General features: G+C 71.5%; 19 protein-coding genes and 3 tRNA genes. 10 read left to right on the plus strand and 12 right to left on the minus strand.

Annotated elements, in window-relative coordinates; translation table 11 throughout:
* Positions 1 to 53: 53 nt before the first annotated feature.
* The 3 genes from ACFV9J_RS20695 (at position 54) to ACFV9J_RS20705 (ending at position 4,722) form a co-directional block, all read left to right on the plus strand.
* Positions 54 to 1,319 (plus strand): NAD(P)/FAD-dependent oxidoreductase, encoded by a 1,266-nt coding sequence (locus tag ACFV9J_RS20695; protein WP_385356187.1) that lies wholly within the window; start codon positions 54 to 56, stop codon positions 1,317 to 1,319.
* Positions 1,320 to 1,485: 166 nt separating this feature from the next.
* Complete coding sequence (gene dnaG / locus ACFV9J_RS20700) at positions 1,486 to 3,411, plus strand: DNA primase (protein ID WP_385356188.1); 1,926 nt, start codon at positions 1,486 to 1,488, stop codon at positions 3,409 to 3,411.
* 120 nt (positions 3,412 to 3,531) lie between these two features.
* On the plus strand, positions 3,532 to 4,722 hold the full coding sequence (locus ACFV9J_RS20705) for an RNA polymerase sigma factor (RefSeq protein ID WP_385356190.1): 1,191 nt from the start codon (positions 3,532 to 3,534) through the stop codon (positions 4,720 to 4,722).
* Between the two features lie 77 nt (positions 4,723 to 4,799).
* Here ACFV9J_RS20705 and ACFV9J_RS20710 read toward each other — a convergent pair whose 3' ends face one another.
* The 4 genes from ACFV9J_RS20710 to ACFV9J_RS20725 all read right to left on the minus strand — a co-directional run bounded on the left by ACFV9J_RS20710 (position 4,800) and on the right by ACFV9J_RS20725 (position 10,422).
* Positions 4,800 to 6,731 carry an ABC transporter ATP-binding protein gene (locus tag ACFV9J_RS20710; RefSeq protein WP_385356192.1) on the minus strand — a complete coding sequence of 644 codons (1,932 nt, stop codon included), beginning with the start codon at positions 6,729 to 6,731 and terminating at the stop codon, positions 4,800 to 4,802.
* Positions 6,731 to 8,464: an ABC transporter ATP-binding protein gene (locus tag ACFV9J_RS20715; protein WP_385356194.1), complete on the minus strand. Its 1,734-nt coding sequence runs from the start codon at positions 8,462 to 8,464 to the stop codon at positions 6,731 to 6,733. Before ACFV9J_RS20715 ends, ACFV9J_RS20710 begins: the two co-directional genes overlap by 1 nt.
* A gap of 159 nt (positions 8,465 to 8,623) precedes the next feature.
* Positions 8,624 to 10,072: an FGGY-family carbohydrate kinase gene (locus tag ACFV9J_RS20720; RefSeq protein WP_385356196.1), complete on the minus strand. Its 1,449-nt coding sequence runs from the start codon at positions 10,070 to 10,072 to the stop codon at positions 8,624 to 8,626.
* Positions 10,073 to 10,116: 44 nt separating this feature from the next.
* A complete protein-coding gene (locus tag ACFV9J_RS20725; RefSeq protein ID WP_016326153.1) occupies positions 10,117 to 10,422 on the minus strand; it encodes a YtxH domain-containing protein in 306 nt (101 codons plus the stop codon).
* A gap of 149 nt (positions 10,423 to 10,571) precedes the next feature.
* Between ACFV9J_RS20725 and ACFV9J_RS20730 the strand changes: the two genes are divergently transcribed.
* The 7 genes from ACFV9J_RS20730 to ACFV9J_RS20760 all read left to right on the plus strand — a co-directional run bounded on the left by ACFV9J_RS20730 (position 10,572) and on the right by ACFV9J_RS20760 (position 14,206).
* Positions 10,572 to 10,644, plus strand: a tRNA-Asn gene (locus tag ACFV9J_RS20730).
* A gap of 5 nt (positions 10,645 to 10,649) precedes the next feature.
* A tRNA-Asn gene (locus ACFV9J_RS20735) sits at positions 10,650 to 10,722 on the plus strand.
* Between the two features lie 199 nt (positions 10,723 to 10,921).
* A tRNA-Ile gene (locus tag ACFV9J_RS20740) sits at positions 10,922 to 10,995 on the plus strand.
* A 142-nt stretch (positions 10,996 to 11,137) separates the two neighbouring features.
* A complete protein-coding gene (locus ACFV9J_RS20745; RefSeq protein WP_385356198.1) occupies positions 11,138 to 11,656 on the plus strand; it encodes a DUF2617 family protein in 519 nt (172 codons plus the stop codon).
* Positions 11,653 to 12,048, plus strand: coding sequence for a DUF4247 domain-containing protein (locus tag ACFV9J_RS20750; protein WP_385356200.1), 396 nt, complete (start codon positions 11,653 to 11,655; stop codon positions 12,046 to 12,048). The genes ACFV9J_RS20745 and ACFV9J_RS20750 overlap by 4 nt, the downstream gene beginning before the upstream one ends.
* 51 nt (positions 12,049 to 12,099) lie before the next feature.
* Positions 12,100 to 12,540, plus strand: coding sequence for a DUF350 domain-containing protein (locus ACFV9J_RS20755; protein WP_007388107.1), 441 nt, complete (start codon positions 12,100 to 12,102; stop codon positions 12,538 to 12,540).
* Positions 12,541 to 12,610: 70 nt separating this feature from the next.
* Positions 12,611 to 14,206 (plus strand): polyamine aminopropyltransferase, encoded by a 1,596-nt coding sequence (locus ACFV9J_RS20760; RefSeq protein ID WP_385356202.1) that lies wholly within the window; start codon positions 12,611 to 12,613, stop codon positions 14,204 to 14,206.
* An 81-nt stretch (positions 14,207 to 14,287) separates the two neighbouring features.
* On the opposite strand, the gene ACFV9J_RS20765 is transcribed toward ACFV9J_RS20760, so the two are convergent.
* The 8 genes from ACFV9J_RS20765 to ACFV9J_RS20800 form a co-directional block, all read right to left on the minus strand.
* Complete coding sequence (locus ACFV9J_RS20765) at positions 14,288 to 16,522, minus strand: MMPL family transporter (protein ID WP_385356204.1); 2,235 nt, start codon at positions 16,520 to 16,522, stop codon at positions 14,288 to 14,290.
* Positions 16,523 to 16,690: 168 nt separating this feature from the next.
* Complete coding sequence (locus tag ACFV9J_RS20770; RefSeq protein WP_385356206.1) at positions 16,691 to 17,686, minus strand: hypothetical protein; 996 nt, start codon at positions 17,684 to 17,686, stop codon at positions 16,691 to 16,693.
* Between the two features lie 12 nt (positions 17,687 to 17,698).
* Complete coding sequence (locus ACFV9J_RS20775) at positions 17,699 to 18,154, minus strand: hypothetical protein (RefSeq protein ID WP_385356208.1); 456 nt, start codon at positions 18,152 to 18,154, stop codon at positions 17,699 to 17,701.
* A complete protein-coding gene (locus tag ACFV9J_RS20780) occupies positions 18,151 to 18,861 on the minus strand; it encodes a vWA domain-containing protein (protein ID WP_358740781.1) in 711 nt (236 codons plus the stop codon). The genes ACFV9J_RS20775 and ACFV9J_RS20780 overlap by 4 nt, the downstream gene beginning before the upstream one ends.
* 20 nt (positions 18,862 to 18,881) lie before the next feature.
* Positions 18,882 to 19,997 (minus strand): protein kinase, encoded by a 1,116-nt coding sequence (locus tag ACFV9J_RS20785; RefSeq protein WP_385356209.1) that lies wholly within the window; start codon positions 19,995 to 19,997, stop codon positions 18,882 to 18,884.
* The gene (locus tag ACFV9J_RS20790) at positions 19,994 to 21,037 is read right to left on the minus strand and encodes a PP2C family protein-serine/threonine phosphatase (RefSeq protein WP_385356210.1); all 1,044 of its coding nucleotides are present in this window, start codon (positions 21,035 to 21,037) and stop codon (positions 19,994 to 19,996) included. The genes ACFV9J_RS20785 and ACFV9J_RS20790 overlap by 4 nt, the downstream gene beginning before the upstream one ends.
* Positions 21,034 to 21,834, minus strand: a complete 801-nt coding sequence (locus tag ACFV9J_RS20795; RefSeq protein WP_385356211.1) for a hypothetical protein — start codon at positions 21,832 to 21,834, stop codon at positions 21,034 to 21,036. Before ACFV9J_RS20795 ends, ACFV9J_RS20790 begins: the two co-directional genes overlap by 4 nt.
* Before the next feature lie 161 nt (positions 21,835 to 21,995).
* Positions 21,996 to 22,151: a hypothetical protein gene (locus ACFV9J_RS20800; protein ID WP_385356213.1), complete on the minus strand. Its 156-nt coding sequence runs from the start codon at positions 22,149 to 22,151 to the stop codon at positions 21,996 to 21,998.
* Between the last annotated feature and the right edge of the window lie 20 nt (positions 22,152 to 22,171).

Below are 22,171 nucleotides of genomic sequence, written 5' to 3' on the forward strand. Positions count from 1 at the left end.
CGCCACGTGCGGGACGCTCGCATGTGGCGGCACCCTGACGAGGAGGCAAACAAGTGGTCGACGCGGATCAGACATTCGTCATCGTCGGAGGCGGCCTGGCGGGCGCGAAAGCGGCCGAGACGCTCCGCACGGAGGGCTTCACCGGCCGGGTGATCCTCGTCTGCGACGAACGCGACCACCCCTACGAGCGCCCGCCGCTGTCCAAGGGCTACCTCCTCGGCAAGGAGGAGCGCGACAGCGTCTTCGTGCACGAGCCCGCCTGGTACGCGCGGCACGACATCGAGTTGCACCTCGGCCAGACCGTCGTCGCGATCGACCGCGCCGCCAGGACCGTCCACTACGGCGACGACGGCACCCACGTCAGGTACGACAAGCTGCTCATCGCGACCGGGGCCGAGCCCCGCCGCCTGGACGTCCCCGGCACCGGTCTCGCGGGCGTCCACCATCTGCGCCGCCTGGCCCACGCCGAACGCCTCAAGGGCGTCCTCGCCTCCCTCGGCCGGGACAACGGACACCTGGTGATCGCCGGTGCGGGCTGGATCGGCCTGGAGGTCGCGGCCGCGGCCCGCGAGTACGGTGCGGAGGTCACCGTCATCGAGCCCGCCCCGACCCCGCTGCACGGCGTCCTCGGTCCCGAGCTGGGCGCCGTCTTCGCCGAGCTGCACGAGTCGCGCGGCGTCCGCTTCCGCTTCGGCGTGCGGCTGACCGAGATCGTCGGCCAGGACGGTGTGGTGCTGGCCGCCCGCACCGACGACGGCGAGGAGCACCCCGCGCACGACGTGCTCGCCGCGATCGGCGCCGCCCCGCGCACCGCGCTCGCCCAGGCGGCCGGGCTGGAGATCGCCGACCGCGCGCACGGCGGCGGCATCGTCGTCGACGACCACCTGCGCACCTCCGACCCGGACGTCTACGCCGCCGGTGACGTCGCCTCCTTCCACCACGCCCTCTTCGACACCAGCCTGCGCGTGGAGCACTGGGCCAACGCCCTGAACGGCGGTCCGGCCGCCGCCCGCGCGATGCTCGGCAAGGGCCTCGCCCACGACCGCGTGCCCTACTTCTTCACCGACCAGTACGACCTGGGCATGGAGTACTCCGGCTGGGCGCCGGCCGGGTCGTACGACCAGGTGGTGATCCGCGGGGACGCGGCGAAGCGCGAGTTCATCGCCTTCTGGGTGAAGGAGGGCCGGGTGCTGGCCGGGATGAACGTCAACGTGTGGGACGTCACGGAGCCGATCCAGCAGCTGATCCGCTCGAAGGCGCAGGTGGACACGGAGGTCCTGGCGAACCCGCACGTATCCCTCGAAAGCCTCGTCGCGTAGCTGTCAGTCCGCCCCCGACCCCGATTCCCGGGGGCAACCCCCGGACCCCCGGCCGAACCCGGGAGCGCCGCGGCGGACAGCCGCTGCGCGGCGGGCGGGCCGCACCTCCAGGCGGAGCCCGACCGCCGGACCCGGGCATGTCGGTCCCGCCCCGTACACTTCACGCGTGGCAGGACGGATCAACGACGAGGACGTGAAGGCGGTACGGGACGCGGTCCCGATCGACGCCGTCGTCTCGGAGTACCTCCAGCTGCGAGGCGCCGGGGGCGGCAATCTGAAGGGGCTGTGCCCCTTCCACGACGAGAAGTCGCCGTCCTTCCAGGTCAGTCCGAGCAAGGGGTTCTTCCACTGCTTCGGCTGCCAGGAGGGCGGCGACACCATCACGTTCGTGATGAAGATCGACCACCTCACCTTCTCGGAGGCGGTCGAGCGCCTGGCCGGCCAGGCCGGCATCACCCTGCGGTACGAGGAGGGTGGGTACAACCCTTCCCACCAGCGCGGTGAGCGCATCCGCCTGGTCGAGGCCCACAAGATCGCCGCGCAGTGGTACGCGGAACAGCTCGCGACCGGCCCCGAGGCGGACACCGGCCGCGCCTTCCTCGCCGACCGCGGCTTCGACCAGGCCGCCGCCGAGCACTTCGGCGTCGGCTACAGCCCCCAGGGCTGGGACCACCTCACCCGCTTCCTGCGCGGCAAGGGCTTCAGCGACAAGGAGCTGCTGCTCTCCGGCCTGTCCCAGGAGGGCCGCCGCGGCCCCATCGACCGCTTCCGCGGCCGGCTGATGTGGCCCATCCGCGACATCGGCGGCGACGTCGTCGGCTTCGGCGCCCGCAAGCTCTACGAGGCGGACAACGGCCCGAAGTACCTGAACACCCCCGACACCGCCATCTACAAGAAGTCCCAGGTTCTCTACGGCATCGACCTCGCCAAGAAGGACATCGCGAAGGCGTCCCGCGCCGTCGTCGTCGAGGGCTACACGGACGTCATGGCCTGCCACCTCGCCGGGGTCACCACCGCCATCGCCACCTGCGGCACCGCCTTCGGCGGCGACCACATCAAGATCCTGCGCCGGCTCCTCATGGACAACGGCTCGGCCCGCGTGATCTTCACCTTCGACGGTGACGCGGCCGGCCAGAAGGCGGCCCTGCGCGCCTTCGAGGACGACCAGAAGTTCGCCGCCGAGACCTACATCGCCATCGCCCCCGACGGCATGGACCCCTGCGACCTGCGCCTGGCCAAGGGCGACGACGCGGTCGCCGACCTGGTCGAGCCGCGCACCCCGCTCTTCGAGTTCGCGCTGCGCCAGATCGTCGCCCGCTACGACCTGGACACCCCCGCCGGTCGCGCCGCCGCCCTGGACGAGGCCGCGCCGGTCGTCGCCCGGATCAAGAACAGCGGGGCCCAGCACGAGGTCGCCGTGCAGCTCGCCGGCATGCTCGGCATCCTCGACACCCAGTTCGTGGTCAAGCGGATCGCCCAGCTGGCCCGCTGGGCCCGCGACCGCGGCGGCAAGGGCCCCGCCCCCGACCAGCGGCAGCGCGGCGGCGCCTCGCAGCAGCAGGCCGGACCCATGACGGCCACCCCCCGGGGCCCGGCCCTCAACCTACGCAACCCGGTCTTCGCCACCGAACGCGAGCTGCTCAAGCTCGCCCTCCAGCGCCCCGAGCTGGTCTCCCCGGCCTTCGACGCGTACGGCGCCGACGAGTTCACCGCCCCGCCCTACGCCGCCGTACGCGAGGCGATCATGGAAGCGGGCGGCGCCGAGCCCGGCGTCCAGGACCCGCAGGACTACCTGGTCCGGGTCCGCGAGGCCGCCCCCGACGACGCGGTCCGCGCCATGGTCACCGAACTCGCGGTCGAGGCGATCATGCTGCACCGCGGCGTGAAGGGCGTCGACGAGGTCTACGCGGGCGCCCAGCTGGTCACGGTCCGCCGCCGGGCCGTCGAGCGCCGCATCCGCGACATCACCGGCCGCCTCACCCGCCTCTCCGGCCACGGCGACCCCGCCGAACTGGCCGCCGTCCAGAACGAGCTGTGGATCCTCCAGCAGTACGACCAGAACCTGCGCGAACACGGCGCCGCCGCGCTCTAGGCTCCCAGTAACACCCGTGGGTAACCGTGCGGTCACGCCCCGGACGCAAAAAGTCACCGCACGCCCCTCGTGGCGGCGATGTGTCGTACCCCACACTGGGGGCGGTACCTGAGTGCACGCGTGCGAGGCGGACAGCGGCGAGCGAGCCGGCTCCGCCCCCCGACGTACCGCCGCCGGCCCCCGTCGGCCGCGTCCATCCTGGAGGTCGCCCCCGTGCAGACCCAGACCCTCACCCAGACCGACACCGGTGCCGTCGGCGCGGAGCCGGACGTGGAGCGCGGTGTGCTCCTCGCGATGCCCGCGCAGCCCGGTGCCGGAGCGGCCCTGCCCCACCCCGGCGCCCCCGCGGACCAGCCCGAGCACCGGGAACCGCCGCCGCCCACCCGTACCGAGTCCGGCGGCCCCTCCTCCGACCTGTTCCGCCAGTACCTGCGCGAGATCGGCCGGATCCCGCTGCTGTCCGCGGCCGAGGAGGTCGACCTCGCCCGGCGGGTGGAGGCCGGGCTGTTCGCCGAGGAGAAGCTGCGGCGCACCCCCGGTCCGGACGACCGCCTCGCCCTCGACCTCGACCGGCTCGTCGTCATGGGCCGCCTCGCCAAGCGCCGCCTGATCGAGGCCAACCTGCGGCTCGTGGTGTCGGTGGCCAAGCGGTACGTGGGGCGCGGGCTGACCATGCTGGACCTGGTCCAGGAGGGCAACCTCGGCCTGATCCGGGCCGTCGAGAAGTTCGACTACGCCCGCGGCTACAAGTTCTCCACCTACGCCACCTGGTGGATCCGCCAGGCCATGTCCCGCGCCCTGGCCGACCAGGCCCGCACCATCCGCGTCCCCGTCCACGTCGTGGAGCTGATCAACCGGGTCGTCCGCGTCCAGCGCCGGATGCTCCAGGAACGCGGCTACGAGCCGACCCCGCAGGACGTCGCCGCCCACCTGGACCTGGCGCCCGAGCGGGTCGGCGAGGTGCTGCGCCTGGCGCAGGAGCCGGTGTCGTTGCACGCCCCGGTCGGCGAGGAGGACGACGTCGCCCTCGGCGACCTCATCGAGGACGGCGACGCCGCCAGCCCCGTCGAGTCGGCCGCCTTCCTGCTCCTGCGCCAGCACCTGGATGCGGTGCTCTCCACTCTCGGCGAACGCGAACGCAAGGTCGTCCAGCTCCGCTACGGCCTGGTCGACGGCCGCCCCCGCACCCTGGAGGAGATAGGCCGCCTCTTCGGCGTCACCCGCGAACGCATCCGCCAGATCGAGTCCAAAACCCTCAACAAACTCCGCGACCACGCATACGCGGACCAACTGAGGGGCTATTTGGACTGACCCGCGGCAGCTGCGGGCAGTCGTGCCGCTGGGGCGGCACGGGTGGGCGCAGCGGCACCCCGACGCCGGGCAACGGCCTAACCCACCTCAGCCACAGCCTCCGCGAACTGCGCCTTGTACAGCCGCGCGTACGCCCCATCCGCGGCCAGCAGCTCCGCGTGCGCCCCCTGCTCCACGATCGACCCCTCCTCCATCACCAGAATCGTGTCCGCGTCCCGGATCGTCGACAGCCGGTGCGCGATCACGAACGACGTCCGCCCGTGCGCCAGCTTCGCCATCGCCTTCTGGATCAGCACCTCCGTCCGCGTGTCCACGGACGACGTCGCCTCGTCGAGCACCAGGATCACCGGGTCGGACAGGAACGCCCGCGCGATGGTGATCAGCTGCTTCTCACCCGCGCTCACCCCCGTGCCCTCGTCGTCGATCACCGTGTCGTAGCCGTCCGGCAGCGTCCGTACGAACCGGTCGGCGTGCGCGGCCCGCGCGGCCTCCTCGATCTCCCCGCGGGTGACCTCCCGCGAGGCCCCGTACGCGATGTTCTCCGCGATGGTGCCGCCGAACAGCCAGGTGTCCTGGAGCACCATGCCGATGCCGGCCCGCAGCTCGTCCCGGGACATCTTCGCTATGTCGACGCCGTCCAGGGTGATCCGCCCGCCGGAGACCTCGTAGAACCGCATCAGCAGGTTGACCAGGGTCGTCTTGCCGGCCCCCGTCGGGCCGACGATGGCGACCGTGTGGCCGGGCTCCACCTTCAGCGACAGGTCCTCGATCAGCGGCTTCTCGGGGTCGTAGCGGAAGGACACGTGGTCCAGTTCCACCCGCCCGCGCAGGTCCTCGGGCCGGGCGCCCGGGATCGGGTCGGCCGACTGCTCCTCGGCGTCGAGGAGTTCGAACACGCGCTCCGCCGACGCCACGCCCGACTGCACCAGGTTCGCCATCGACGCGACCTGGGTCAGCGGCATCGAGAACTGCCGGGAGTACTGGATGAAGGCCTGCACGTCGCCGATGGACAGCTGGCCGGAGGCCACCCGCAGCCCGCCGACCACCGCGACCAGCACGTAGTTCAGGTTGGACACGCACATCATCAGCGGCTGCATGATCCCGCTGTTGAACTGCGCCTTGAACCCGGCCTCGTACAGCGCGTCGTTCTGCTCGGCGAACTGCTTCGCCGACTCCTCCTGGCGCCCGAACACCTTCACCAGCGCGTGCCCGGTGTACATCTCCTCGATGTGCGCGTTCAGCTGCCCCGTCGAGCGCCACTGCTGCACGAACTGCGGCTGGGACCGCTTGCCCACCCGCGTGGCCACCACGAAGGACAGCGGCACGGTCACCAGGGCGACCAGCGCCAGGATCCAGGAGACGTAGAACATCATCGCGAGCACGCCGATGATGGTGAGCAGCGAGTTGATCAGCTGGCCCATCGACTGCTGGAGCGTCTGCCCGATGTTGTCGATGTCGTTGGTGGCGCGGCTGAGCACCTCGCCGCGCTGACGCTTGTCGAAGTAGGACAGCGGCAGCCGGGACAGCTTCGTCTGCACGTCCTCGCGCAGCCGGAACATCGTCCGGTTCACCGCCCGGTTCACCAGGCGGGTGGCCACCGCCATCAGCAGACCGGCCACCGCGAACGTCGCCAGCGCGAGCAGCAGCACCTCACCGACCGCGCCGAAGTCGATGCCCTGCCCCGGGGTGAAGTCCGTGCTGCGCAGCATGTCGGCGACGTTGCCGTCCCCGTGCTCGCGCATGTTGTCCAGGACCTGCTCCTTCGTGGCCCCGGACGGCATGTCCCGCCCGACGATGCCCGCGAAGACCAGGTCGGTGGCCCGGCCGAGGATCTTCGGCCCGACCACGTTGAGGCCGACGCTGACGACCACGCACGCCAGCAGCGTGAACAGCGTCGCCCGTTCCGGCCGGAACTGGGAGACGAGCCGTTTGCTCGACCCCTTGAAGTCCATCGACCGCTGGTCGGGGCTGCCGCCCCCGGCCATCATGCGACCCGCAGGCCCGGCCATCAGGCAGCCTCCGCTTCCGTCAGCTGGGAGAGCACGATCTCCCGGTAGGTCTCGTTGTCCGCCATCAGTTCGTGGTGCCGGCCCACGCCGACCACCCGCCCCTCGTCCAGCACGACGATCCGGTCCGCGTCCCGGATGGTCGCCACCCGCTGCGCCACGATCACCACGGTCGCCTCGGCGGTCTCCTGGGCCAGCTGGGCCCGCAGCGCCGCGTCGGTGGCGTAGTCGAGGGCGGAGAAGGAGTCGTCGAAGAGGTAGATCTCGGGGCGCTGGACCAGCGTCCGCGCGATCGCGAGGCGCTGGCGCTGACCGCCCGACACGTTGGTGCCGCCCTGCGCGATCGGCGCGTCGAGCCCGCCCTCCAGCTCGGAGACGAACTCCTTGGCCTGCGCCACCGCCAGCGCGTGCCACAGCTCCTCGTCCGTCGCGTCCGGATTGCCGTAGCGCAGATTGGTCGCGACGGTGCCGGCGAAGAGGTACGGCTTCTGCGGCACCAGGCTCACCACCTTGGCCAGCGTCTTCGGGTCGACGGTGCGCACGTCCACCCCGTCGACCAGGACCTCCCCGTCGGTCGCGTCGAAGAGGCGGGGGACCAGGCCCAGCAGCGTCGACTTGCCGCTGCCGGTCGAGCCGATGACGGCGGTCGTCTCGCCCGGCTTGGCCACCAGGCCGATGTTCCTGAGCACCGGTTCCTCGGCACCCGGGTAGCGGAAGCCCGCCTCCCGGATCTCCAGGTGCCCGTGCCGGCGCAGCTCGGTGACCGGCGCCACCGGCGGCACCACGCTGCTCTCGGTCTCCAGGACCTCCTGGATGCGCTCGGCGCAGACCTCCGCGCGCGGCACCATCATGAACATGAAGGTGGCCATCATCACGGACATGACGATCTGCATCAGGTAGGCGAGGAACGCCGTCAGGTCGCCGATCTGCATGCCGCCGCTGTCGATGCGGTGGGCGCCGAACCAGACCACCGCGATCGACGACAGGTTCACCACGGTCATGACCACCGGGAACATCAGCGCCAGCAGGTTGCCGGCGCCGAGGGCCACCTCGGTCAGCTCGGTGTTGGCCTTCCGGAAGCGCTGCTGCTCGTACTCGTCGCGCACGAAGGCGCGGATGACGCGGTTGCCGGTGATCTGCTCGCGCAGCACCCGGTTCACCGTGTCCAGGCGCACCTGCATCTTCCGGAACAGCGGGCGCAGCCTGCGCACGATCAGCGTGACGCAGATCGCCAGCACCGGCACGACCCCGAGCAGCACCCCGGACAGCGGCACGTCCAGACCGAGCGCCATCACGATGCCGCCCACGCACATGATCGGCGCCGACACCATCAGCGTGAACGTCATCAGGGCCAGCATCTGGACCTGCTGCACGTCGTTGGTGGTCCGGGTGATCAGCGAGGGCGCGCCGAAGTGGCCCACCTCGCGCGCCGAGAAGGACTGCACCCGGTCGAAGACGGCACCGCGCACGTCCCGGCCGAGGGCGGCCGCGGTGCGCGCCCCGTAGAAGACGGCACCGATGTTGCAGACCACCTGGGCCAGCGAGATGCCGATCATCAGGGCGCCGTAGCTCAGGATGTAGCCCGAGTCACCCTTCACGACACCGTCGTCGATGATGTCCGCGTTCAGGGTGGGCAGGTAGAGGGAGGCACAGGTCTGCAGGAACTGCAGCGCCACCAGCAGGGCGATGGGTTTCTTGTAGGGCCTGAGATAGGTCCGCAGTAGTCGTATGAGCACACTGAGTCTCTCGGAGTCGGCGACAGGGGCCGCGGTTGGTTGCCCCTGGCCCCTATCGTCGGACACTCCACCCGCGTTACCTCAACCGATTAACCCAAGAGCGCGGCAAATTCCGGCCTACGAGCGGTAAGCCCCGGCGTCAGAGCGCGCCCGGGTGCGTCAGAGCGCGCCGGGGTGCGTCTGCTCGCGCACCGACACGTACTGCTGGCGCACCGCCTGCCCCACCGCCAGCTCCGCGCCCGGCTCAAGCACCTGCGCCACCGCGCCCTGCCAGACCGGGGGAGTGCGCGGGTCAAGCGTGCCCTGGGAGACGCCCAGCGCCCAGGCCGCCTGCCGGGCCGAGCCGATCGCCGCGTAGTCCGCCGGCTGCGGCACGACGACCTGCGTCCCGAACAGCGCGGGCGCCGCCGCCTGCACGGCCGGCAGCTCGGCCGCCGCCCCCAGCAGGAACACCCGCCGTACGTCCACGCCCCGGCCGCGCAGTACGTCCAGGGCGTCGGCGAGCCCGCACAGCATGCCCTCGAACGCGGCCCGCGCCAGGTGCTCCGGCCGCATCGACTCGCGCCGCAGGCCGGCCAGCGTGCCGGCGGTGTGCGGCAGGTTCGGCGTCCGCTCGCCCTCCAGATAGGGGAGCAGCACCAGCCCGTGCGCGCCGGGCGTCGACTTCATCGCCAGCTCGGACAGGCTCTCCAGGTCCGGCATGCCGAGCAGTTCGGCGGTGCCGCGCAGCGCCCGTACGGCGTTCAGGGTGGTGACGACCGGCAGGTGCATGCCGGTGGCGTCGGCCAGGGCGGTGATCATCCCGGACTGGTCGACGAGCGGCTCGGTGTGCACGGCCATCACGGACCCGGAGGCGCCCAGCGACACCACGGCGTCACCGAGGCCGATCCCGAGCCCGAAGGCGGCCGCCTGGGTCTCACCGGTCCCGGCGGAGATCAGCAGCCCCTCCGGCGTCGTACCGGCCGCGTCGGCCGGGCCGATCACCTCCGGCAGGATCGCCTGGTGCCCGAGCGCCAGCTCGACCAGATCGGGCCGGTAGCCGCCGGTCGCCGCCGACCAGTACCCGGTGCCCGACGCCCCGCCCCGGTCGGTGGTCCGCCGGACCGGCCGCCCGAGCAGCTGCCACACCAGCCAGTCGTGGGCCTGGAGCAGTACGGCGGTGCGCGCGGCGGCCTCCGGCTCGCTCCGCGCCAGCCAGCGCAGCTTCGTCACCGGCTGCCCGGTCTGCGGCACCGAGCCCACCGCCTGCGCCCACGCCTCACGCCCGCCGAGCGCGTCGATCAGGTCGGCCGCCGCGACCTGGGAGCGCTTGTCGCCGCCGACCAGGGCCGGGCGCACGGTGTTGCCCTGCGCGTCCAGCGGCACGACCGAGTTGGCCTGCGCCGACACGCCGATGGCCTGCACGCCCTCCAGGAGCCCGCCGCCGGCCGCCTCCCCGAGGGACAGCAGCCAGGCCTGCGGATCGACGTCCGCGGGCCGGCCCCCGCCCTCGGGGCTCTCCAGCGGGTGCGGCGCGTAGCCCTGGCGCAGCACGGCACCCGTGTCCGAATCGCAGACGACGATACGAGTGAAATCGGGCGAACTGTCCAACCCGGCGACTATCCCCATACCCGAAATTCTGCCGCACCGGCCGAGGTCCCCGTACCGGGACCTCAGGTGTTGCTGGTGCCCCAGTCGTCGGGACCGCTGCCGTTGCTGCCGCGTTCCCGCAGCGAGCGGACCCGGTGGGCCACCGAGTCGGGCATCCGGTCACCGACCTTGTCGCTCACCACGTGGTACGCCTTGTCGGCGAAGTGCCTGCCCTGCTGGGCGGCGGACTCCGCGGTGTTGCGCACGGCCGGGTTCTGCGCGACCTGCTGCGCGGACTTCCGCAACTGCTCGTAACGCTCCCGCCCGGCCTTCGTGCCGAGCACGTACCCCACCGCTAGTCCGACGACGAACGTGAGCCGGTAACGCATGGCGGCCACCCTTCCCTTCACTGGCTCCGGGGGTGCTGGCGAGTACCGATTGGCGGAGCACCCCCCTGCTTGCGCTAATGTATGTGTCGCAGCGAGCGCGCGCCCCCTGGCGAATACCCAGGCAGACGCGTTCGATGCGACACCGACATTCCTCGGTAGCTCAATTGGCAGAGCAGCCGGCTGTTAACCGGCAGGTTACTGGTTCGAGTCCAGTCCGGGGAGCTCGGTCCTCCGTAGCTCAATTGGCAGAGCAGCCGGCTGTTAACCGGCAGGTTACTGGTTCGAGTCCAGTCGGGGGAGCGCCGTGAACGAGGACCCTCCGGGGTCCTTTTTCATGTGCCCTCGAGACTGCCCTCAAGACCCGGGAACCACGCGGCACGCTGCGGAGTCCTCAAGGTCATGAAGGCAGCCGTGGAAGCCGACCATCCGAGGCAGGAGATCGTATGAGCGGCTATGCTGCGGCAGACGGCGCGCACACATGTACGCGACACGCCGCTATGGGGCGGTAGCTCAGCCGGTTAGAGCAGCGGACTCATAATCCGTCGGCCGTGGGTTCGAGTCCCACCCGCCCCACTCGTGCGCCTTGCCGCAGGAACGTTCTCACCTGCGGCGGAGCCTGAACCCGGGACTGATCGAGGGCCACCTTTCGGCCACCGCTGACGCATGTGCCATACTCGGCGCCGCTCGTAGCACTATCGGACCGGGGGGCCGCCGCATGCACGCCGTATCTCTGCAAGCTGCCTTCCTGGATACGGCTGCGGATCAGCTCTGCTTCTCCCTGGACCTGGCCGAACTGCCGGCGCTCGCCGAGCGTGAGGTGTCCGTGGGAGGGCTCCCCGTGCGACTGAGGCTGCTCGGCGCGTCCCACCAGGTCTTCGCGGGCCCGGTGCGGGAGACCGTGGCGTGCCTGCCCGAGGCGGTCAGGGGACTGCCGACGACGCTCACCCGGACCTTGGCCGGGTGGACGTACGACTTCAGCGCCGTCACGGCACGCCTGGACCCCGGGGAGTTCAGCGCCCGGGTCGCGGACGCCCTGAGCCGCGCCGACGCGGCGGAGCACAGTCTGAGCGGGGTCTTCCCGGGGTCTCCGGAAGCGGTGACGGCGGTGGTCGTCGAGGCGTGCGGCGAGGGGTCCGGCGGGTCAGACCGCCCGGGGCTGGCCTGGCGCACCTGGCACAGCTACCCGCAGGACGGGCACATCGTATCGACGCACAGCCGGCTGGAGGCTCGATGAACAGCGCCCGACTCCTTCCCGGGGCGGTGGCGGCCGTGCTGGTCACGGTCCTGCTCTCCGCCTGCTCCAGCGACGGGGAGGACGGCGTCCCGCGCAGCTGGATCGGCAAGACGTACTCCACCGGCGGGAGCGGGTGGCTCGACAGGAACAGCTCGCCGGCCAAGGTCGCCGACGCGATCGACGGCCACCGCGACGCCCTCGACCGGGCGTCCGGCGGCGGCAAGGAGTTCCTGCGCTACGGCGACGACATGGTGACCGTCTCGCCGTACCGCAACGGCAGCACGATCGAGATCGAGGACTACCGCAACGGCTACCGCCGGCATCACCAGCACCTCACCTACTGGCCCAACCCGAGCAGCTTCCGCGGCGGCGGCCCCGGCTCCGGCAAGTGACGCCCGGCTCCCCTCCCCGCACCTGACGACGCCCTCCAGAAAGGCAACGCAGTGACCGAGATCTTCGAGTCGGCCGGGCAGGCCCTGCTCTACGGGGTCGTGGGCCTCGCCGTGATGGCCGTCGGCTTCGTCGCCCTCGACCTCGTCACGCCCGGCAAGCTCTTCCACGTGGTGTGGCGCGACCGCAACCGCGGCGCGGCCGTGCTCCTCGGCAGCCAGTCCGTCGCGGTCGGGCTGGTCATCATGTCGGCCATCCGGGCCAGCGAGTCCGAAGAGGGCCTCGGGTACGGCCTGTTCAGCACGCTCCTCTACGGCCTGGCCGGGGTGCTGGTGATGACGCTGGTCGGCATCGTCATCGGCATGCTGACGCCGGGCCAGATGGGCGCGGTGGCCCTCGACGACGGCGACGACCGCCGTCCGCACCCCGCCGCCTGGGTCCAGGCCGGCATGTACCTGGGCACCGCCGCCATGGTCGGCGCGGCCCTCTCCTAGGACCACCACCACCCAGGACCATCACCTCCCAGGACCACCACTTCCCAGGACCACCGCGAGGCCGCCCCCCATGAGTTCCGCCCTGGACGACCGTGCCGTCGCGGCGCCCCCGAGCCCCCCGGCCGATCACCACACCCGGGGGGCGCGGTTCCTGCTGCTGCTCGCCGTCTTCCTCTGCGCCGCCTGCGGCCTCGTGTACGAACTGGCCCTGACCGCGCTGGGCAGCTACCTCATCGGCAACTCGGTGCTGCAGACCTCCGTGGTCATCTCCGTGATGGTCTTCGCCATGGGCGTGGGCTCGCTGGCCGCCAAACCGCTGCGCCACCGTCCCGTCGTCGCCTTCGCGGTGGTGGAGGGAGTGCTCGCGCTGGTCGGCGGCCTGTCCGTGCTGATGCTGTACGCGGCCTTCGCCTGGCTCCAGCTCTACATGCCCGCGATGATCGTGGTGTCCCTGGTGGTGGGCCTGCTCATCGGCGCCGAGATCCCGCTGCTGATGACGCTGCTCCAGCGCATCCGCACCCAGGAGGCGAGCAGCGCCGTCGCCGACATGTTCGCCGTCGACTACATCGGCGCCCTCGTCGGCGGCCTGTGCTTCCCGCTGTTCCTGCTGCCCACCTTCGGCCAGTTGAAGGGCGCGCTGGTGGTCGGCGTGGTCAACGCGGTCGCCGGGGTCATCGTCGTGGTGTTCCTCTTCCGCCGCCAGACCGGCCGGCTGGCCAAGGCCGGGCTGCTGGCCGGCGTCACCCTGGTGCTCGCCGCGCTCGGTACGACGTATGTGCTGGCGGACGACCTGGAGGTGACGGCGCGCCAGCACATGTACGCGGACCCGATCATCCACTCCGAGACCACGCAGTACCAGGACATCGTGGTCACCCGCTCCACCGCCTTCACCGGCGAGCCCGACATACGGCTCTTCCTCAACGGCGACCTCCAGTTCAGCTCGGTCGACGAGTACCGCTACCACGAGTCGCTGGTCCACCCCGCGCTGTCCGGCCCCCACTCCAACGTGCTGGTCATGGGCGGCGGTGACGGGCTCGCGCTGCGCGAGGTGCTGCGCCACGAGGGCGTCCGGCACGCCACCCTGGTCGAACTGGACCCGGCGATGACCCGGTTGGCGCGCACCTTCGAGCCGCTGCGCAAGCTCAACCACGGTTCGCTGGACGATCCGCGGGCCGAGGTCGTCAACGCGGACGCGTTCACCTGGCTGCGCGAGGCACGGCAGCAGTACGACGCGGTGATCATCGACTTCCCCGACCCGGACTCGGCGTCGCTGGCGAAGCTGTACTCGGTGGAGTTCTACGATCTGCTCCGCCGGGTGCTGGCGCCGAACGGCCAGGTCATGGTGCAGAGCGGATCGCCGTTCTTCGCCCCCAAGACCTACTGGTCCATCGCCAAGACCATCGAGACGGCCGGGTACGCGACGACGGAGTTCCAGATCGACGTGCCGAGCTTCGGCAACTGGGGCTTCGTGCTCGCCCGCCCCGGCACCGAGGCCCCGCCGCTGCGGCTCGCCCCGGACACGCCGAAGCTGCGCTACCTGGACGAGGCGGTGCTGAAGGCGGCCACCGTGTTCCCGGTCGACCGCCGCCGCACCGACGTACGGCCGAGCACCCTGATGGATCCCGCGGTGCTCGAATACGTTCAGGACGAGTGGCGCGACTACTGAGCCAGGACGACGCGGCCGTGCCCGCCTCCGTGGGGGTACGGAGACGGGCACGGTGTCCGGGGGGTGGGCCTTACCGCGGGGTCAGACTCCCGTCGGGTCCTTCTCGTACGTCCGCTCCGCCACGGGCGCCGGCTCGTGGCCGCCCTCACTGAGGCCGAAGCGGTCGTGCACCTTGCGCAGGAACGGCGGGGCGTACCAGGCCGAACCGCCGAGCAGGCGCATCGCGGCGGGCACGAGCACCCCGCGGACGGCGACGGCGTCGATGAGGATGGCCAGTCCGCTGCCCAGACCGAACATCTGCATGTAGCTGATCCCGGCCGTCCCGAAGGCGAAGAAGCTCACCGCCAGCAGGCAGGCCGCCGCGCTGACGATCCGTCCGGTGTGCCCGAGGCCGTCGACGACCGCGGTCTCGTTGCCGGCGCCCTGGTCGTGCAGCTCCTTGATCCGGCTGGTGACGAACACCTCGTAGTCCATCGAGAGGCCGAAGGCGATGCAGAACATCAGCAACGTCATCGACACCTCCATCGGCTGCGGCGTGAAGCCGAACAGGTCGGAGAAGTGGCCGTCCTGGAACATCCACGTCATGACGCCCAGGGCCGCTCCCAGGCTGACGATGTTGAGCACCAGCGCCCGCAGCGGCTGCACCACGCTGCCGGTGAACAGGAACAGCAGGATGAAGGTGGTGACCGCGATCAGGCCCCCGGCGAGCGGAATCAGGCCGGTGATGGATTCCTTGGAGTCGACCAGCGCGGCGTCCCTGCCGCCCACCAAGGGGTCGGTCCCCTCGGGTGCCGTGACCGCCCGGACGTCCTTGACCAGGTCCTGGGCCGCGTCCGACATCGGGGCCAGGTCGCTCACCACGTTGATCCGCTGTGCCTCGGGGCGGCCGAGCGCGGCGTTGCGCGGACCGGGCGCCGCGGCCCGCCCGCCGGTGTAGGTCCCGGTGGACGCCTCGACGCGGACGACACCGTCGAGTCGCGAGAGCCTGCCCGCGTACGAGCCCAGCGGTGCCGCGTCCACGGACTCGTCCATGACCACGTGGACGGCCGCCGCGTCACTGCCGTTGAAGTTCTCCGCCAGTTGGGCCGAGACCTGGCGGCTCGCCGCGTCCTCGGGCAGCGAGCGCTCGTCCGCGATACCGATGGAGATGCCCAGCAGCGGACTCGCCGCCAGCAGCAGCACCGCGAGCACCGGCAGCGCGGTGAGCGCGGGACGCCGCATGGCCGTGCGGGCCAGCCGCCCCCAGAAGGGCACCCGGGAGGAGGCGTCCTGCCGCTCCGTCTTCCCCGCCCACGGCAACTGCCCCTTGTTGACCCGGTGCCCCAGGACGTGGAGCAGGGCCGGCATCACGAACAGGGTGCTGACGGCGGCGATGACGACCACACCGACGCCGGCGTACCCGAACGAACGCAGGAAGTACTGCGGGAACACCAGGAGCGCCGCGAGCGCGACCGCCACCGTGGCGGCGGAGAAGGCGACCGTACGGCCCGCGGTGTGCACGGTGTGCCGGACGGCGTCGTCCACGCTCGCGCCCTTCGCGAGCTGTTCGCGGAACCGGCTGACCATCAGCAGCGCGTAGTCGATGCCGAGGCCGAGACCGAGGGCGGTGGTCAGGTTGGTGGCCGTGATGGAGATGCTGGCGACGCTGCCGAGGAGGAAGAGTTCCGCGAACGTACCCACGATCGCGATGAGCCCGATGGCCAGCGGCAGCAGGGCCGAGACCACACTGCCGAAGACGAACAGGAGCAGCAGGAGGGTCAGCGGCAGGGCGATCGACTCGGCGAGGACCAGGTCCTCGCCGGAGTAGGTCCCCATGTCGTCACCCACGGCCGCGCTGCCGCCGGCCTCGACGGTGAGCCCGCCGTCCCCGGCGCCGGTGTACTCGTCGATGATCTCCTTGGCGTTCTCCCGCTCCTTGGTGTCACCGCCCTTCACGTGGGCGAGCACCATCGCCTGCTCGCCGTCCTCGGAACGGAGGTCCGGGTTGCCCGTGTCCCAGTACGAGATCACGTTCGCGACCGTCTTCTCCTCCTTGAGGCCGGCCGTCAGCTCCTTGCCCTGCTGCCGGGCGCTCGCGGCGTCGACGCCGCCCTCGGGGGCACGGACCAGCAGGACCAGGTTCGACTCCCCGCCGAACTTGTCGGTGATGACCGTCCTGGCCCTGCTGGACTGGGAGGACGGATCGTCGAAGCCACCAGGCAGGAGCTTGCCGAACGCGCCGGCGCCCAGGGCTCCCATGAGGACCACGGCCACGGCTGCGACGACGAGTACCAGCCGGGACCGGCGGATCGCCAGTTCGGCTATACGGTCAAACACGCACTCTCTCCTTGCGTTCTCACGGCGTGAACCCTTGGCCCGCGCTGGTGGTGGGGGTGCGGCGGAGCCGCTGCCCCGTCGCCGGCCCTGACGCTATCCACGCCGTAAGTGTCTTTGGCAGTGCGAGATTTTCTTGACACCGTCAAGTCGTTGTCGTGCGGGCGCACTTCAGTCGACGGTCGCCTCGGGGACGAGCTCGCCGTGCCAGGTCTCCTTGCCGTCCTCGTCGTAGGCCGTCACCTCTCCGTCACGGAAGTGGTAACTGGTCCCCTGCGGCCGGAAGTCCACCACGTAGCCCTGCTCGGACTCCCTGGCCTGCGTGGGGTCGCCGTACGGTTCACCGTCCCTCGCCCTGGCGAAGTAGAAGACCTTTCCCGACGTGGTCCGGCAGAAGGCGTACCGCTCCTCGAGATCGTCCCGGCTGTAGGCGGCGACGAGTCGCGCCCCGGAACCCTCCGGCAGCATGTCGGCCATCGGCTTCGGGCAGGGCCCGCTCGCCGAGGGCGCGGGGGAGGGCTTCGAGGAGTCGGACCCGGTCACGAACGAGGTCACGGCCGACCAGTTGAGGATCAGCAGGACGATCGGGGTGATGATGGCGGCCGCGATGAACAGCAGGCAGCCGCACCCCGCCACCATCTCCCCGCGGGTCGCTTCCCTGGGGGGTGTCCGTGCGGGGAGGGGGGAGCTGCCGAAAAGGGCCTCCTCCGGGAGGGACTTGGCGGCGATCGACCAACGCGTGCCGCACCTGTCGCACCTCATGGCGCCGACCACACGGTGCGCGCAGAGCGGGCACTCCCACACGAGTCCCCGCACGGTCGGGCTGCCCGTCCCGGTCACGTCGACGCGCATGCCGGGCGGCGTCCTCCTGCCGCCCGTGGCGGGCAGGTCCGTGACGGGGGCCCGCTTGGCGGGGGCGGACTTCCGGGTGGCGGCCGGTTTCCTCGTGGCGGCCGCCTTCTTCGCGGCGGCGGACTTCTTGGCGGCCGCGGCCTTCTTCGGTACAGGCCTCTTCGGTGCGGCCTTCTTCGGTACCGCCTTCGTCGGTACGGTTTTCATCGGTACGGATTTCGCCGCGCGCGGCGTGTCACAGACGTCGCACACCCGCACCGCGGCGTCGTTGTACGTGTCGCAGTCCGAGCACTGCCAGGTCGGCCCGGTCACCATGCCTCCCTGAACTCACGAGTCCGCGACGGGCAAGCGGGCCATGACCGCGCGGAACAGGTCCCGCGTCGCCGGTGAGACGGGCGAGCCGACCCAGTCCCGGCTCTCCTCCCGCTCGGCGGCGGACGGCTCGGCGTCGTCCCACCAGGAGGCGGAGACGTCCTCGACGCGGTACGTGTGGGCGAACCACTGCGCGAACTGCCAGGCGGGCTCCGCCTGGTCGGCGCCCACGACGACCTCCGCCACCAGGTCGCCGGCGCTCGCCCCGGCGGGCCGGAACCGGAAGGCCAGCCGCAGGCTCCCGTCGTGCCCGGACAGCCGGCCCGCGATCGAGAGACAGCACTCGGGCTCCAGGTACAGCCGGCCGCCGACACCGGCCGCGCCGCCGTCCCGGCGGCTCCAGGAGAAGACCAGCCACCGCCGCCCGTCGAAGTCCAGCCGGACGCCGTCGCCCCGCAGCCGGAAACTCACAGGCTGTTCGCGATCGTCTCGATGATCTCGTCCATCTCGAACTCCTCCAGCCCCTCCCCGGCCCTGGAGGGGAAGTGCAGCGTGAGGTCCCACTCCTCCCCGATCGCCTCCTGCCAGGGCTCTTCCTCGGGAGCGAAGAGGACGAGTCGCTTCGCGGACTGTTCCATCACCGCCGTCTGGCTGCGGGCGTATCCCCATTGCTCGAAGAGATCGTCCATGGAGCGCGGGATGTTCCGCGGATACGTCTGCGCGGTGACACCCACCGTGCCGAGCGGGTGGGCGGGAGCGTCGGTGAACATGACGATGACGTGGCGCCGCCGGTCGAGCCCCGTCTCCCAGGGGGAGTTGATGGCCAGGGCCAGCGCCTCGAGACCGGACTCGGGGATGTCCCCGCCGCCGCCCGCCTCGAGGTTCCGCACGAAGTTCTCGAATTCCGCCACCTGCTGGGGCAGGCGCAGGAACTCCGTCTGCTCGATGGCGTCGGAGGGATCGTCCCCGAAGTCCCGGAAGGCGATGATCCGCAGCCGCAGCTGGCTGATCTCCTTGCTCTTCCTCGCCATCACCTCGTTCAGCCGCTGATGGAACCGGAGCGAGTTGTTCTTCACGATGTCCAGTACGGGATACATGCTGCCCGTGGCGTCGATGCACATCACGATGTCGACGGCGTACTGCAGGTTGCCGTGGTACTTCTCGATCTCCGCGCTCACGCGTTGCTCCTCGGTTTCGGTCATGGGGCGGAACGGCTGCCGGGGAGGTCGTCCCGGTGGCGGCCGAGGTTGATCCTGACCCTGGACTTCTTCGGTCCGTCGTCCGGCACGGCCGGCGGCCGGTGTCCGGAGCGGTCCGGCGGGTTGAACTGCACCCGGCTCCTGCGCGGTCCGTCGGACGTCGCGGAACCGGCGGGCTCCCCGCCCGGACCGGGGGCGGCCGGGCGTGGCTGCGGTGTGCTGTGGAGCGTGCACAGCCCGGTGTCCGTCAGCGCCTCCAGGAACGCGGCGACGGTGGGCCGGTGCTTCGGGTCGGCCGCCGTCATGGCCGCGATCAGCTCCTGCGTCGGGGTGCCGAGCCGTTCGTCGGCGACCAGCGGTTCCGCCGCGTTCACCGCGTCCGCCGGGGACCCGTAGCGGCCGGTGTACGCGGGCAGCGAGCCGGTCAGGTAGAGGTGTGTCATCAGGCCCAGCGCGAACACGTCCACGGCCGTCGTCAGGTCCCGGGCCTGTACGGACTCGTCGCCCCGCACATAGCGCCGCCACTCCGGTGCGCCGAACAGCGAGTCACCCGCGATGTCCTCGCGGGCCGGAGGACGGCCGGAGAGGTACGAGTCGTCGAAGTCGATGAGCTTGGCCGTGTGGAACGCGGCGGCCTTCCGCTTCTGGACCAGGACGTTGGCCGTCTTCAGGTCGCCGTGCACCACGTCGATGTCGTGCAGCAGCCGCAGGCTGACCGCCAGCGTCCGCAGCAGGACCGCCTTCTGCTTCGGGCCGAGCGAGTGCGGATCCGCCAGGCCAGCGGTGTCTATGCGTTCGGTCACCTTGTAGTAGGTGCTGCCCGCGTGGAAGAAGTCGTTGGCGAGCACCAGGTTGCCCGCGCCGCTGGCGTCGGGACGCAGCAGCTTCATGATGCTCCGGTGCCGTTCCTCGAATTCCCGGCACGTCTCCAGCCTGATGCGCCGGCTCGCGGCGCTGCCCGCGGAGCCCTCGCGAGGGCGCTTGGGTTCCAGGAAGCGCTTGAGGAAGTACTCCTTGCCGTTCTTCTCGGCGAAGGCCCACACGCATTTGCCGCCGTCGGCATTGGTCGGCTCGGTGACGACCCGGTACCCGCCGATCACATCACCCGGCTTCACTCACGCACCTCCGGCATGAACTTCTCGTACGAGGGTCGGTAGGTCCGCCAGGTCCGGTCCTGCCAGCCGCGCACCGCCTCCGGGCCGTCGCCCGGCGGGACGTGCGGGTATCCGCTCCGGACGACGTCCGCGTGCCGCTCGGCGAAGGCCTGCCGCAGCTGCCCGAAGTCCGCGAAGCCGAGGGCCGCGAGCGAGAGCGACGCGTCGTCGCCCGTGGCCGGCTGGATGGCCCGGCGCAGCAGGTCGGCCCACTCACCCGCGTCCCGGGCCCGCCCGAGCGTTTCGAGCAGTACGCACTCGAACTGCGCGGGCGTGTGCACGTAGCCGAAGAAGCCGTCGGTGGCGGCCAGCAGGACGCACGGCTCGCGGAACTCGCCGCGGTGGGCGGACAGGGTGAAGTCGCGGTCCGCGCAGATCACGTTCGTCATCGGCGGGTCCTGCCGGAGCTGGTCGAGGGCGTCGGCCTCGCGCGTGTCGTCCCGGGTGAGCGCGTGCAGTCCGCTGCCCGGAAGCAGGGCGTACGACCGGGAGTCGCCGGCCCAGATGGCCTGCCAGTGGACTCCCTCGTCACCGGCCCGGTACCGGACGGCGGCCAGGGTCGTGGGCAGTACGCGGCGCATGGACCCGGTGATCTTGCTCCGGGCTCCCGTCGGAGCCGCGCGCAGCATGGTCCGCAGGCAGTGCTTCAGGTGCGGCAGGGAGTCCGGCTCCTCGAAGGCCGCGACGCGCTGGAACCAGCACTCCGCGGCAAGCCGGGCGACCCGGGCGCCGGTCCAGGCACTGGTGTACGTCGCGCCGTCGGGTCCGCGCCAGGCAGGGGCCGCTCCGGAGCCGCCGGAGCCGTCGAAGACGGCCAGCAACCCGTTCGCGGTGGGCCGGTGGTACGCCGCGAGCGGTTCGGCGTCCTCACCGTGGCCGGGGCGGCGTTCCGTCCACACGACGAGGGCCTGGAAGCCGCCCTCGGCGGCCGACCAGGTCAGATGGCCGGACGGGGAACGAGGACGGCCCGGCGGGAGGGCGGGCCTGGGCGGAATGATCACGTGCGTCCACCGCCCCGGCGGTCGCGCCGCCCGTCGTCCGTCGTCCCCGCGCCCCGCACCCTGCTCACCCGACGCTCCGGCGCGGACACCGGGGGTGGCGGCACGTCGGGCGGCCGGGGCGGCGGAACGTCGGGGGGCCGGGACGGCCTGGGCGGTGGCAGTGGTTCCTCCTTGCGTGCCACCACCTCGCCCGGCAGTACGCCGGATCCGCCGAGTCCCGGCGGCGCCGCGGGCGGGCGGTGCGGTATTCCGCGCACGCGGCTGCCGCCGGGTCCGGCGGACGGTTCCCGGCGGGGGAGCAGTTCGGCCCGGGCTCCGTACAGCCGGACGTCCGGGTCCCCGGTGAAGTCCCGCAGGGCGGCGTTCAACGCGTCCTGCACCGCTGCCCGGGACCGGTCGGCGCCGTATCCGCGCGACACGTTCCGCAGCCGTTCGCGCAGCGGGCCGTGCCATGCGGCGCTCATGTCACGGATGCCCCGTGCCACCACGGCGCCGGGATCGGTCACCCGGCACATCAGCTCCACCCGGCAGTGGAGGGCGGACGGTCCCCGCCCGGCCAGTCGCAGATCGAGGACCAGCCGGTGCTCGGTCGTGTCGACCAGGAACATCCGCCGGTACACGCCGGCCCGCAGCTCGGGCACCGGTTCTCCCGCACGGACCGTGCGCATCGGCCCGGCGTCCGGGACCAGCACCCACGCCCTGCCCGGCGGCGGCGTCCGCAAGGGGCCCGGCGGGAGGGCCCGCGGCAGCGTGCGGCCCTCGAGCACCGGGTCGTACGTCAGCGCACGCGTCACCATGCCGGCTTCCGGTGCCCGGCCGCGGCCCTCCGGTGCGCCCCCGCACGGCGCTCAGCCATGGCGCCTTCCGCCATACGTCTTCCTCCCCCGGGACACGCGGCGCGGGGCCGCTGAGTGATCTGAAGGGCCTGCGATGCCGATTTCAGCGTGTCCCGAGTTGTTCAGCAGCCCGTTCCGGGCGGCTGAACAACTGACGCGTTCTCGCTTTCGTCGTCCCGCTCGCCCTCCGCCTGCGAGGGAGTGGTGTGCGGCACGTCGGGGGTGTCCGGCTCGTCGTCGCGTTCGCCCTCGGCCTGGGACGGGGTCGGCTCGCTCATCGTGGTACCTCCTCCTGCCG

The organism is Streptomyces sp. NPDC059906, assembly GCF_042730645.1.
GTDB lineage: Bacteria > Actinomycetota > Actinomycetes > Streptomycetales > Streptomycetaceae > Streptomyces > Streptomyces rubrogriseus.

Excerpts from the sequence above, each read along its gene's own strand:
- ACFV9J_RS20710 (WP_385356192.1), bottom strand. The coding sequence starts at position 6,731 with ATGGCCGGGCCTGCGGGTCGCATGATGGCCGGGGGCGGCAGCCCCGAC.
- ACFV9J_RS20720 (WP_385356196.1), bottom strand. The coding sequence starts at position 10,072 with ATGGGGATAGTCGCCGGGTTGGACAGTTCGCCCGATTTCACTCGTATC.
- ACFV9J_RS20725 (WP_016326153.1), bottom strand. The coding sequence starts at position 10,422 with ATGCGTTACCGGCTCACGTTCGTCGTCGGACTAGCGGTGGGGTACGTG.
- ACFV9J_RS20745 (WP_385356198.1), top strand. The coding sequence starts at position 11,138 with ATGCACGCCGTATCTCTGCAAGCTGCCTTCCTGGATACGGCTGCGGAT.
- ACFV9J_RS20750 (WP_385356200.1), top strand. The coding sequence starts at position 11,653 with ATGAACAGCGCCCGACTCCTTCCCGGGGCGGTGGCGGCCGTGCTGGTC.
- ACFV9J_RS20760 (WP_385356202.1), top strand. The coding sequence starts at position 12,611 with ATGAGTTCCGCCCTGGACGACCGTGCCGTCGCGGCGCCCCCGAGCCCC.
- ACFV9J_RS20770 (WP_385356206.1), bottom strand. The coding sequence starts at position 17,686 with ATGGTGACCGGGCCGACCTGGCAGTGCTCGGACTGCGACACGTACAAC.
- ACFV9J_RS20795 (WP_385356211.1), bottom strand. The coding sequence starts at position 21,834 with ATGGTGACGCGTGCGCTGACGTACGACCCGGTGCTCGAGGGCCGCACG.
- ACFV9J_RS20800 (WP_385356213.1), bottom strand. The coding sequence starts at position 22,151 with ATGAGCGAGCCGACCCCGTCCCAGGCCGAGGGCGAACGCGACGACGAG.